The sequence below is a fragment of the Paraburkholderia sp. genome, from assembly GCF_047605525.1.
Taxonomy (GTDB): Bacteria; Pseudomonadota; Gammaproteobacteria; order Burkholderiales; family Burkholderiaceae; genus Paraburkholderia.
The window spans coordinates 238,913-250,412 of the sequence record NZ_JASGFN010000005.1 but is presented as its reverse complement, the minus strand read 5'-3'; the positions used below and the strand labels follow the sequence as shown (position 1 = coordinate 250,412).

Genomic DNA, 11,500 nt, shown 5'->3' with positions numbered 1-11,500 from the left:
GGCGACGCGCTCCCCAACGGCGAAGTCGACAAAGACGCGTGGCGCGAAAGCACCGCGCGATATCACGGCAGCGACGGCAGGGGAGCGCGCGAAGCGCGCCACTGCGCCGGCGGCAGCGGCCGGGCAGGGAGCGGCCGGGCCGGCCACCGAGCCGGCCACCAAGCCGGCCGCGGTTCCCGCCACTGACGCGGCACAGCCCGATTCCACCCCATCGCCACAACCCGCCGGCGTACCCGGCGCCACCCCCTCGGCACTCCGCGCGCCGATCTCGAATACCGCTTCATCCAGAAAAGCGACGCAGGTTGCAACCGGCGCGCGACTCCACGCAGCATCTTCCGATGCGCAGACTCCGCAGCAGACCCGCAGCGCTTATCCCAGCGATTCCATCCAGACGAGGAGACTCATGCATCGCGCCACCAAGATTGTCGCTACTATCGGTCCGGCTTCCAGCACACCGGAAATCCTGCTGCAAATGATTCAGGCGGGACTGGACGTGGTGCGGCTCAATTTCTCGCACGGCACCGCCGACGACCACCGCCAGCGCGCCGAATTCGTGCGCGAGGCGGCTCGCCATGCCGGCCGCGAGGTCGCCATCATGGCCGATCTGCAAGGCCCGAAAATCCGCGTCGGCAAGTTCGAGAACGGCAAGGTCATGCTCGTTGCCGGCGAGCCGTTCGTCCTCGACGCCGATTGCGAACTCGGTGGTCAGGAACGCGCCGGCCTCGACTACAAGGACCTGCCGCGCGACCTGAAGCCGGGCGACGTGCTGCTGCTCAACGACGGCCTGATCGTGCTGGACGTGCAGCGCGTGATCGGCAACGAGATCCACACGATCGTGAAGATCGGCGGCGAACTGTCGAACAACAAGGGCATCAACCGCCAGGGCGGCGGTCTGTCGGCGCCCGCGCTGACCGCGAAAGACATGGAGGACATCCGCACGGCGATGTCGCTCGGCGTCGATTTCATCGCGGTGTCGTTCCCGAAGAATGCAACCGACATGGAAATGGCGCGCCAGTTGGCCAATATCGCCGGCGCGCCGTACGGCATCAAGCCGAAGATGATCGCGAAGATCGAGCGCGCCGAGGCGATTCCGGCGCTGCAAGGCATTCTCGACGCATCGGACGGCATCATGGTCGCGCGCGGCGACCTGGCCGTCGAAGTCGGCAACGCGGCGGTGCCGGCGCTGCAAAAGCGCATGATCCGCATGGCGCGCGAGTCGAACAAGTTCGTGATCACCGCGACGCAGATGATGGAATCGATGATCCACGCGCCGGTGCCGACCCGCGCGGAAGTGTCGGACGTCGCGAACGCGGTGCTCGACGGCACGGACGCGGTGATGCTGTCGGCGGAGTCCGCGGCAGGCAAGTATCCGGTGCAGACCATCGAGACGATGGCGGCGATCTGCCTCGAAGCGGAGAAGTCGGAGCAGTCGGAGCTCGACAAGGATTTCCTCGACCGCACGTTCACGCGGATCGACCAGTCGATCGCAATGGGCGCGCTGTTCACCGCCTATCACCTCGGCGCGAAGGCGATCGTCGCGCTGACCGAATCGGGTTCCACCGCGCTGTGGATGTCGCGCCACTGGTCCCACGTGCCGATTTTCGCGCTGACGCCGCGCGTCGGCAGCGAGCGGGCAATGGCGCTGTACCGCAACGTGACGTCGCTGCATCTGGACACCAACACCGACCGTGACACCGCTTTGCAGCAGGCGCTGGAGACCGTGGTCGGCAAGGGTTACGCATCGCGCGGCGACATGGTCGTGCTGACGGTCGGCGAGCCGATGGGTCAGGCGGGCGGCACCAACACGTTGAAGATCGTCCGGGTCGGCGAACCGTACTGATCGCGTAATACCGTCCGATCGGCACAGGCTGGATCGAGCGAAGCAGGCCCGCATACTCCGTACGGCGCCCATACGGAGCCCCATGCGGTGCCATGTGCGACGGCGCACCAACGCGCCGTCGTCAGCGCGGGAACGCGGCCTGCTTCGCGATAAAATCGCCGCAAAAGATGCCGACGGCAAAGAATTCGTTTCAATCTAAGGAGTTACAGCATGCCTCTCGTATCAATGCGTCAACTGCTGGACCACGCCGCCGAAAACGGTTATGGCCTGCCGGCATTCAACGTGAACAACCTGGAGCAGGTGCAGGCGATCATGGCGGCGGCCGACAAGGTCAACGCTCCGGTCATCATGCAGGCGTCGGCCGGCGCGCGTAAGTATGCGGGCGAGGCGTTCCTGCGTCATCTGATCGAAGCGGCGGTCGAGTCGTATCCGCACATCCCGGTCGTGATGCACCAGGACCACGGGCAGTCGCCGGCGGTCTGCATGGCGGCGATCCGCAGCGGTTTCACCAGCGTGATGATGGACGGCTCGCTCGAAGCCGACGGCAAGTCGGTCGCATCGTACGAGTACAACGTCGAAGTGTCGCGCAAGGTCGTCGAGGCCGCGCACTCGATCGGCGTGACCGTCGAGGCCGAGCTGGGCGTGCTCGGTTCGCTCGAAACGATGAAGGGCGACAAGGAAGACGGCCACGGCGCCGAAGGCACGATGACGCGCGAACAGTTGCTGACCGATCCGGAGCAGGCCGCCGACTTCGTCAAGCTGACCCAGTGCGACGCGCTCGCCATCGCGATCGGCACCTCGCACGGCGCCTACAAGTTCAGCAAGAAGCCGACCGGCGATATCCTCTCGATCCAGCGCATCAAGGAAATCCACCAGCGCATTCCGAACACGCACCTCGTGATGCACGGCTCGTCGTCGGTGCCGCAGGAGCTGCTCGCGGAAATCCGCGAATTCGGCGGCGACATGAAAGAAACCTACGGCGTGCCGGTCGAGGAAATCCAGGAAGGCATCCGTCATGGCGTGCGCAAGGTCAATATCGATACCGACCTGCGTCTGGCGATCACCGGCGCGATCCGCCGCTACATGGCGACCAATCCGGCCAGGTTCGATCCGCGCGATTATCTGAAGCCGGCGCGCGAAGCGGCGATGAAGATCTGTATCGACCGCTATACGCAATTCGGCTGCGAAGGCCAGGCGGACAAGATCAAGCCGGTTTCGCTTGATAAAATCGCGGAGAAGTACAAGTCGGGCGAGCTCGCGCAAGTCGTCCGCTAAGCTGTAGTTCTGGCTCCGCGCCTGGCCATCCGGCCAGGTTGTCGTCCGGGCGCCGTTCCCGCATCATCGGGGGAACGGCGTTTCCCTTTTGTTCCGGTCACATTTCCGTCCCACTTTTAGCGAACCACGACGATGTCTACCCTCTACGAATCCACGCTCCGCTCGCTGCCGCTGCTCGGCCGCGGTAAAGTCCGCGACAACTATGCGGTGGGCAACGACCAGTTGCTGATCGTCACGACCGACCGTCTGTCGGCGTTCGACGTGATCATGGGCGAGCCGATTCCGAACAAGGGCCGCGTGCTCAACGCGATGGCGAATTTCTGGTTCGAGAAACTGCAGCACGTGGTGCCGAACCACCTGACGGGCGTGGCGCCGGAATCGGTGGTCGCGCCGGACGAAGTCGAGCAGGTCAAGGGCCGCGCCGTAGTTGTGAAGCGTCTCGAGCCGATCCTCGTCGAAGCGGTGGTGCGCGGCTATCTGGCCGGCAGCGGCTGGAAAGACTACCAGGCCACCGGTTCGGTGTGCGGCGTGCAACTGCCGGCGGGCCTGCAGAACGCGCAGAAGCTGCCCGAGCCGATCTTCACGCCGGCCGCCAAGGCCGAAATGGGCCATCACGACGAAAACATCACCTATGACGAGATGGAGCGCCGCATCGGCACCGAGCTGTCGGCCACGATCCGCGACATCTCGATCCGCCTGTACAAGGAAGCGGCCGATTACGCAGCGACGCGCGGCATCATCATCGCGGACACGAAGTTCGAATTCGGTCTGGACAACCACGGCAAGCTGTATCTGATGGACGAGGCGCTGACCGCCGATTCGTCGCGTTTCTGGCCGGCGGACCAGTACCAGGTCGGCACCAACCCGCCGTCGTTCGACAAGCAGTTCGTGCGCGACTGGCTCGAAACCCAGCCGTGGAAGAAAGAGCCGCCGGCGCCGAAGCTGCCGGACGACGTGGTTGCCAAGACGGGCGAGAAGTACCAGGAAGCGCTCGAGCGCCTGACCGGCCACAAGCTCGACTGATCAGATTGCGCGCCATCTCAGGCGCGCATCGTCCGGAAACAAGGAAGCCGTAAAGATGAGTGAAGCACAAACCGCCCATACGCATGGCGCGCCGGTCGTCGGCGTGCTGATGGGCTCCAGTTCCGACTGGGAAGTCATGAAAAACGCCGTGGCGATTCTGCAGGAATTCGGCGTGCCGTACGAAGCGAAGGTCGTCTCCGCGCACCGCATGCCCGACGAAATGTTCGCCTATGCTGAAAGCGCGCGCGAGCGCGGCATTCGCGCGATCATCGCCGGCGCGGGCGGCGCGGCGCACCTGCCGGGCATGCTGGCCGCGAAGACCACGGTGCCTGTGCTCGGCGTGCCGGTCGCGAGCAAGTACCTGAAGGGCGTCGATTCGCTGCATTCGATCGTGCAGATGCCCAAGGGCGTGCCGGTCGCGACGTTTGCGATCGGCGAGGCGGGCGCGGCGAACGCGGCGCTGTTCGCGGTGTCGCTGCTCTCCGGCACCAGCACCGAATACGCGGACAAGCTGGCTGCATTCCGCGTGCGCCAGAACGAGGCGGCTCACGCGATGGTATTGCCGGCGCTGTAAGCGCGCCGGTTGTTTTTGGTTTTTGTTTCAAGACAAGACGTCCCCCTGTCCGACCCCCGGCCGTTTGCCCGCGGCTCGCTAGGCGAGCGTGACGCGCATCCGGCCGCGACCGACCATCAAGATGAACCCAGACAACACACCGGTTTCACCGATTCTGCCCGGCGCATGGCTTGGCATGGTCGGTGGCGGCCAGCTCGGCCGCATGTTCTGCTTTGCCGCCCAGGCGATGGGCTATCGCGTCGCCGTGCTCGATCCGGACGAAAACAGCCCGGCTGGCGCGGTGGCGGACCGTCACCTGCGCGCGGCCTACGACGACGAAGCGGCGCTGACCGAACTCGCGAGGCTGTGCGCGGCGGTGTCGACCGAATTCGAGAACGTGCCGGCCGCGAGCCTCGACTTCCTCGCAAAAACGACGTTCGTGAGCCCGGCAGGGCGTTGCGTCGCGGTGGCGCAGGACCGGATCGCCGAGAAGCGCTTCATCGCGTCGTCGGGCGTGACGGTCGCGCCGCATGTCGTGATCGAATCGTCGGACGCGCTCGCCGCGCTCGGCGACGCGCAGCTCGAAGCGGTGCTGCCGGGCATTCTGAAGACCGCCCGCATGGGTTATGACGGCAAGGGCCAGATTCGCGTGCGCAACGCGGAGGAAGTGCGCGAGGCGCACGCGTCGCTCGGCGGCGTGCCGTGCGTGCTGGAAAAGCGCCTGCCGCTGAAGTTCGAGGTGTCGGCGCTGATCGCGCGCGCGGCGAGCGGCGCGTCGGTCGTCTATCCGCTCGCGCAGAACACGCATCGCGACGGCGTGCTGTCGCACACGATCGTGCCGGCGCCGGACGCTGCCCCCGCGCTCGTCCAGCAGGCGCAGCAGGCCGCGCTGCAGATCGCCGACAAGCTCGGCTACGTCGGCGTGCTGTGCGTCGAGTTCTTCATTCTCGAAGACGGTTCGCTCGTCGCCAACGAAATGGCGCCGCGCCCGCACAATTCCGGCCACTACACGGTGGACGCCTGCGCGACGAGCCAGTTCGAGCAGCAGGTGCGGGCGATGACCGGCATGCCGCTCGGCGATACGCGCCAGCACTCGCCGGCGGTGATGCTGAACATTCTCGGCGACGTGTGGTTCCCGGACGGCCCGAAGCGCGCGGCGGTCACGCCGCCGTGGCACGAGGTCGCCGCGATGCCGGCCGCGCGCCTGCATCTGTATGGCAAGGAAGAAGCGCGTTGCGGGCGCAAGATGGGGCACGTGAACTTCACCGCGCCGACGCTCGAAGAAGCCCGCACGGCGGCGCGCGATTGCGCGCGGCTGCTGCATATCGCCACTAGCTGACGCGCGCGCCATGCCGGATCAACAGAAACCCGTCGAAGATGCCGCAAGCGCCACGAGTGCGTTCGGCGTCAGTGCCGCGCAGATCGGGCACGCGGCGGCATTGCTCGACGCGGGTGAGCTGGTCGCGTTTCCGACGGAGACCGTCTACGGCCTCGGCGGCGACGCCGAAAACCCGGACGCGGTCGCGCGCATTTACGCGGCGAAGGGCAGGCCGGCCAATCATCCGGTCATCGTGCATCTGGCGCCGCACGGCGATCCGAATTACTGGGTCGAGCATTTGCCGGCGGACGCGCAGCGCCTGATCGACGCGTTCTGGCCGGGGCCGCTCACGCTGATCCTCAAGCGTGCCGCGCGGATTCCGGCAGCGGTCAGCGGCGGCCAGGATTCGGTGGGGCTGCGCTGCCCGTCGCATCCGGTCGCGCAGGCCTTGCTCGACGCCTTCAGCGCATTGCGCGGCGGCCACGGCGGCGTGGCCGCGCCGTCTGCGAACCGCTTCGGGCATGTGAGTCCGACCACCGCGCAACATGTGCGCGACGAGTTCGGCGGCGCGATTCATGTGCTCGACGGCGGCGCGTCGGATGTCGGGATCGAATCGACGATTCTGGATCTGTCGCGCGGTTTTCCGGCACTGCTGAGGCCGGGTCACGTGACGCCGCAGGATATCGCCGACGTGCTCGGCGAGGCGCCGCGTCTGCCCGATGGGTCGGACGCGACCGCGCCGCGCGCATCGGGCACGCTGAAAGCGCATTACGCGCCGCGCACGCCGCTGGTGTTGCTGCCGTTCGGTGAGCTCGAGCCGCTGCTCGCGGTGCGCGAGCCGGGCGAGCGGGTCGCCCTGGTCGCGCGCGCATCGCGTGCCGGGCGTTGGGCCGATGCCGAAGGTGTCCATTTCGTCGCCGCGCCGGAAGATCCGCATGTCTACGCACGCGAGCTATACGGCTTGCTGCGGGCGCTCGACCGCGCGAACGTCACGCGGATTCTGATCGAGAAGCTGCCTGACACGATCGAATGGATCGCGGTCAACGATCGGCTCGGGCGCGCGGCGGCGGCTTTCGAGGCGCAGGGCTGAGCGGCTTCGTGGCGTTACCGGTTCGCGCGGTCAACCGATAAAGGACAAAGGCCCGGCTCGTTCAACGAGAGCCGGGCCTTTCATTTTTGCAAAGTAACCATCAAGGCCGCGAGCTGGCCGACAACCGCGCCAGCCCCGCAGCCGGAAACTTCTTACTTCCCAAGCCCGCTCGCGGCGACCTGTTTCTCGACCTGCTGCGCGAACAGCGCATGCAGATGCGTGGTCGGATGCACGAGGTCCGCGAACATATAGCTCTGATCCGCGCCGGCCGCGGTGTAGGTCTGCGGCGAGCAGAACAGCGACGACGCGAACGAGCTGCCGAACGACGCCGCCGTCTGGCCCGGCAGAAGCACGCTCGGGTTCTTCGTTGCATAGGTGGTCGCGCTTTCGGCCATCGACGTCAGGTTACACGCGGTGCCCGTATTCGACACGGTGAAGCCCAGCGACTGATAGTTCGCCATCGTCTGATCCTGCCACGCGTAGGCGCTCACGTAGATGACCTGCTTGTTCGACGCGAGCCCTTGCTGCAGCACGCCGTTGTAGGTCTGAACCAGCGCGTTGAAGAGCGCCTGGCCTTGCGCGCCCGCGGCGAGCCCTTGCGGCGTCTGTGCGATGTCCGGCACGTCCGACACCACCACATGCGTCGCACCGGCCGCGACCACCTTCTGCACCGTGCCGACGAACGTGGTCGCCGCGGTGGTGACCGCCTGTAGCGCGGTCAGCGTGGCCGCCTGCGACGCGGCGGCTGCCGCCGTCTGCGCGTCGGCCGCGGTGCCGCCGCTTTCGAGCACCTGCGTCGCCGCCGCCGTGCCGGCAGCGGAGACCGCTTGCGCCTGGATGAAGATGTCGTTCGCGCCGCCGTTCATCAGCACGAGCTGGTTCGAATTGAAGCTGCTGTGCGCGGACAGATACTCGGACACTTGCGTCGTGATCGGCACCGTCGTCGCGGCCAGGTTGTTCGGCGCGTAGCCTTCGCCCGGCTGCAGATCGACCCGCGAGCCGCCCTGCGCGTAACCGAGGCCGCCGGCCGCGGTGAGCGGCTGGCCGAAGCCGTCGACATACGCGGCGGTGAGCGTGTCGCCGTAGTATTCGGCGACCTTTTGCGTCCAGATTTCGCCCGGATTCGTCGTGAAGCGGCCGCCGCCGGTGCCGACGTTTGCCTGGACCGACGGCGCGTAGGTGCCGACGTCGGACAGGCTGTCGCCGAACGACACGATCTGCAGCTTGACGCCGCCCGGCGGCGTGCTGCCCGAATTGTTGTTGTCGTCGCCACCGCCGCCGCACGCCGCGAGAGCGGCGAACGCCGCGCTTGCCACGGCGATCTGCGTGGCGCGCACCCATTGCTGTTTTTTCGAAGCTGCTGGATTCATGTTGACTACATCTCCTCGTATGTGTGGCCCTTGTGCCATATGTTGCAGGCGGCGTCCGCCGCGCCGGCGGCGTGACGACAGCTTACAGAATCTTCTACGGCCTGCGTGATGTGTGAAACGCGGCCGTATGATTTGTGTTCAGGCGTGGCTGCGCCCCTGATGCCTTGCTGATCGTGTTGCCCGTCGTGTTGCCCGATTTGCTGCCTGATTCCCTACCCGAAGGCGCGTGTCCAGATCCTGCCTCCAACCCCGTCGGCCCGGCCGCCCGCCGCGCGTGATACGCGGCGGCCCACGCGGGCGGCGCGAACAGAGCGCGCCATTTGTTGCGCCAGCCGCGCACGCTCGAAAAGTCCGCGGCCATCGACGCCCATTCGTGAAAGGTCGCCTTCAGCGGGTTGTACGTGTGCAGCGGCTCGACGATGCCGTAGACCAGCGCGTCGCGCGGATCCTCGTCGACGTAGCTGCCGAACAGGCGGTCCCAGATCACGAGCACGCCCGCGTAGTTGCGATCGATGTAGCGATCGTTGCGCGCATGATGCACACGGTGGATCGACGGCGTGTTGAACACGTATTCGAGCCAGCCGAGCCTGCCGATCATCTGCGTATGCACGAAGAACTGGAAGCCGAGGTTGATCAGCACGATCGCGACGATCTGCTTCGGCGGAAAGCCGAGGATCGCGAGTGGAATCCAGAACACCCACATGCCGGCGACCGGATACATCAGGCTCTGACGGAATGCGGTCGAAAAATTCATCCGCTCCGACGAGTGATGCACGACGTGCGCGGCCCACAGCCAGCGCACGCGGTGACTGCAGCGGTGAAACACGTAATAGAGCAGGTCCTGCGCGACGAACAGCACGACGAACGACACCCAGCCCGGCTGCCACGTATGGATGCGGTAGTGCTCGTAGAAAAATGCGTAGACAGGGATGATTGCGAGCCACGCGAGTTTATCGGCAGCTTGCTGCATCAGCGCGAGTGCGGCATTGCACAACGTGTCGCGCCAGCTATAGAGCCGCTCGCCCGGGCGCGTGCGCCGTACGTGCCACGCCTCCCAGCCGATGCAGGCAAGAAAGACGGGCGCCATGGCGAGCAGCAGCAATTCGGCATCGAATTGCATCGTGTCTCCCTTCCTGGTCCCTGAGCGCCGCGTGATGCGCGGCGCGTGGTGTCGTTATCGTTCGTGTGGGCCGCGCGGTCCGGATAGCCGGACAGCACGCGCAGCCTGCGCGCTTGTCTCCTGTCTTTCGCGCGCCGCACGTTGCCCGACAGCGTACACGGTTAGGGCGTTGCCGCGCGTGGCTTCGCTAGAAGAAATCCTCAGTGGCCGGCGCGCTTGCGCGGGTTTTTCCTGGGCTTTGCGCGCGGCTCCTCGATCGGCGCGGAGACTTTCGTGAAACCCAGCGACGGACCGTCGTACACCCATTCGAGCAACGCGTCGTGCGCGGCGCGCGCGGCCTCCGAATGCGGATCGTTGATCAGGCTGACCACGATGTAGCTGTTGCCGTCGGCCGACGCGACGTAGCCGGCGATCGCACGCACGTCGCGCAATGTGCCGGTCTTGATGTGCGCGTTGCCGCCCGCGCCCTGGTTGGTCAGGCGGTTGCGCATCGTGCCGTCGACGCCGGCGATCGGCAACGACTCGACGAATACCTGCGCGACCGGGCTCGCGTTCGCGCGTTGCAGAAGATCGGCGAGCGCGAGCGCGGTGATGTGCTCGTCGCGCGACAGGCCCGAGCCGTTCTCGAGCGTCAGGTACTCGGTGTTCAGGCTGTCGCGGCGCAGGAAGTCCTCGATCGCGCGGGCGGCCTTCGCCGGTGTCGCGGGCGGCCTTTCCTCGGCGGCGCCGATCGTCAGAAACAGGTTGCGCGCCATCGTGTTGTTGCTGAACTTGTTGATGTCGCGAACGATGTCGGACAGCATCGGCCCCTCGTGCGTCGCGACGGGTTTCGCACCGAGCGGCACCGCGCCTTCGCGCGTCGTGCCGTGAAAGGTGCCGCCGGTCTGCTGCCACAGCGCGAGAAAGCCGCCCGCGAAGAACGCCGAGTGATCGAGCACCGCGACGTTGATCGTGCGCGGGTCGCAGCGCATCGGGAAGTCGCCGCTGAACGACGCGACGATCGTGCCGTCCGGCTGCGGGGTGACGGTCGGCGTCAGCGCCGTCGCGTCGCCGCGGCACGGGCCGTTCGTCGCGCGCAACTGGTTGTCGATGCGCAGTTGCGCGAGCGCGGGCAGCACGTCGATTGCCACCGTGCCGTCCGGCGACGGCGTCAGCGTGAACGACAGCGATTTGAACGCGTAGAGCAGCGGGTCGGGGCCGACGTTGTAGGGCGCGGTGACATCGTCGTCGAACGCTGGCAGATCGCGCGTCGACGGATCGAAGTAGCGCTTGTCGAGCACCAGCGCGCCGTCGATGCCGGTGATGCCCGCCTTGTGAATCTTCTGCACGAGATCGATCAGCTCTTCCGGCACGAGCTTCGGATCGCCCGTGCCCTGGATGTACAGATTGCCGTGCAACACGCCGCTCGCGTCGAGCGTGCCGTCCGCGTAGGCGGTCGTGCGCCAGCGATAGTCGGGGCCGAGAATCGACAGGCCGGAATAAGTGGTGACGAGCTTCATCGTCGAGGCGGGCATCATCGGCTTGCCGGCGTTCAGCGCGAGGATCGGCGTGCGGTCGCCGACCTTCTCGACGACCACGCTGATCGACGACAGCGGCACGTGCGCGCGCTGCAAGCCGACCATGACCGATTGCGGCAGCACCGTGGTGACGTTGACGTTCGGATGCGTGGCCTTGACGCGCGCCTGCGCCGCCTGCGGCAGCAACGCGCCCGCGCCGAGCGCGGCGGCAAGCAGCCAGACCGCGGTATGCCGCGCGAGTCGGCTCGGCATGAATGCTGCGAGGGCAGAGGAACGGCGCGGCCGCGATGCGAGATGGCGTGCGGCGGAAGACAGAAAAGCGTGCGTCATGAACGGGCGAAATACCAAACGGGCGAGCAAAAATTTCAGGGCGTGCGGCACGCGCGGGACGCGT

Annotated in this window: 9 protein-coding genes; 6 read left to right on the top strand and 3 right to left on the bottom strand. The window is 66.5% G+C overall.

The features are described from left to right. The first annotated feature begins 403 nt into the window (after nucleotides 1-403). From pyk to QM685_RS09710, 6 genes are all read left to right on the top strand, one after another. On the top strand, nucleotides 404-1,840 hold the full coding sequence (pyk, locus tag QM685_RS09735) for a pyruvate kinase (protein WP_415115154.1): 1,437 nt from the start codon (nucleotides 404-406) through the stop codon (nucleotides 1,838-1,840). 210 nt (nucleotides 1,841-2,050) lie between these two features. Continuing rightward, entirely contained in the window at nucleotides 2,051-3,115 is a 1,065-nt protein-coding gene (gene fba / locus QM685_RS09730) for a class II fructose-bisphosphate aldolase (protein ID WP_415115152.1), read from the top strand. Nucleotides 3,116-3,247: 132 nt separating this feature from the next. After that, on the top strand, nucleotides 3,248-4,138 hold the full coding sequence (locus QM685_RS09725; protein ID WP_013090424.1) for a phosphoribosylaminoimidazolesuccinocarboxamide synthase: 891 nt from the start codon (nucleotides 3,248-3,250) through the stop codon (nucleotides 4,136-4,138). Between the two features lie 55 nt (nucleotides 4,139-4,193). After that, entirely contained in the window at nucleotides 4,194-4,712 is a 519-nt protein-coding gene (purE, locus tag QM685_RS09720; protein WP_169499776.1) for a 5-(carboxyamino)imidazole ribonucleotide mutase, read from the top strand. Nucleotides 4,713-4,833: 121 nt separating this feature from the next. Further along, nucleotides 4,834-6,030 (top strand): 5-(carboxyamino)imidazole ribonucleotide synthase, encoded by a 1,197-nt coding sequence (locus tag QM685_RS09715; protein WP_415115149.1) that lies wholly within the window; start codon nucleotides 4,834-4,836, stop codon nucleotides 6,028-6,030. 10 nt (nucleotides 6,031-6,040) lie between these two features. Then, the gene (locus tag QM685_RS09710; protein ID WP_415115147.1) at nucleotides 6,041-7,099 is read left to right on the top strand and encodes an L-threonylcarbamoyladenylate synthase; all 1,059 of its coding nucleotides are present in this window, start codon (nucleotides 6,041-6,043) and stop codon (nucleotides 7,097-7,099) included. Between the two features lie 152 nt (nucleotides 7,100-7,251). Here QM685_RS09710 and QM685_RS09705 read toward each other — a convergent pair whose 3' ends face one another. From QM685_RS09705 to dacB, 3 genes are all read right to left on the bottom strand, one after another. Beyond that, nucleotides 7,252-8,469 (bottom strand): SGNH/GDSL hydrolase family protein, encoded by a 1,218-nt coding sequence (locus tag QM685_RS09705; protein ID WP_415115145.1) that lies wholly within the window; start codon nucleotides 8,467-8,469, stop codon nucleotides 7,252-7,254. 94 nt (nucleotides 8,470-8,563) lie between these two features. After that, on the bottom strand, nucleotides 8,564-9,589 hold the full coding sequence (locus tag QM685_RS09700) for a sterol desaturase family protein (RefSeq protein ID WP_415115143.1): 1,026 nt from the start codon (nucleotides 9,587-9,589) through the stop codon (nucleotides 8,564-8,566). A 200-nt stretch (nucleotides 9,590-9,789) separates the two neighbouring features. Further along, the gene (gene dacB, locus QM685_RS09695; protein ID WP_415115141.1) at nucleotides 9,790-11,436 is read right to left on the bottom strand and encodes a D-alanyl-D-alanine carboxypeptidase/D-alanyl-D-alanine-endopeptidase; all 1,647 of its coding nucleotides are present in this window, start codon (nucleotides 11,434-11,436) and stop codon (nucleotides 9,790-9,792) included. Nucleotides 11,437-11,500: the final 64 nt, after the last annotated feature.

Bases quoted from the DNA above. Each gene is read 5' to 3' on its own strand.
- QM685_RS09705 (WP_415115145.1), bottom strand. From the start codon at position 8,469: ATGAATCCAGCAGCTTCGAAAAAACAGCAATGGGTGCGCGCCACGCAG.
- purE (WP_169499776.1), top strand. From the start codon at position 4,194: ATGAGTGAAGCACAAACCGCCCATACGCATGGCGCGCCGGTCGTCGGC.
- dacB (WP_415115141.1), bottom strand. From the start codon at position 11,436: ATGACGCACGCTTTTCTGTCTTCCGCCGCACGCCATCTCGCATCGCGG.
- QM685_RS09710 (WP_415115147.1), top strand. From the start codon at position 6,041: ATGCCGGATCAACAGAAACCCGTCGAAGATGCCGCAAGCGCCACGAGT.
- QM685_RS09725 (WP_013090424.1), top strand. From the start codon at position 3,248: ATGTCTACCCTCTACGAATCCACGCTCCGCTCGCTGCCGCTGCTCGGC.
- QM685_RS09715 (WP_415115149.1), top strand. From the start codon at position 4,834: ATGAACCCAGACAACACACCGGTTTCACCGATTCTGCCCGGCGCATGG.
- fba (WP_415115152.1), top strand. From the start codon at position 2,051: ATGCCTCTCGTATCAATGCGTCAACTGCTGGACCACGCCGCCGAAAAC.
- QM685_RS09700 (WP_415115143.1), bottom strand. From the start codon at position 9,589: ATGCAATTCGATGCCGAATTGCTGCTGCTCGCCATGGCGCCCGTCTTT.
- pyk (WP_415115154.1), top strand. From the start codon at position 404: ATGCATCGCGCCACCAAGATTGTCGCTACTATCGGTCCGGCTTCCAGC.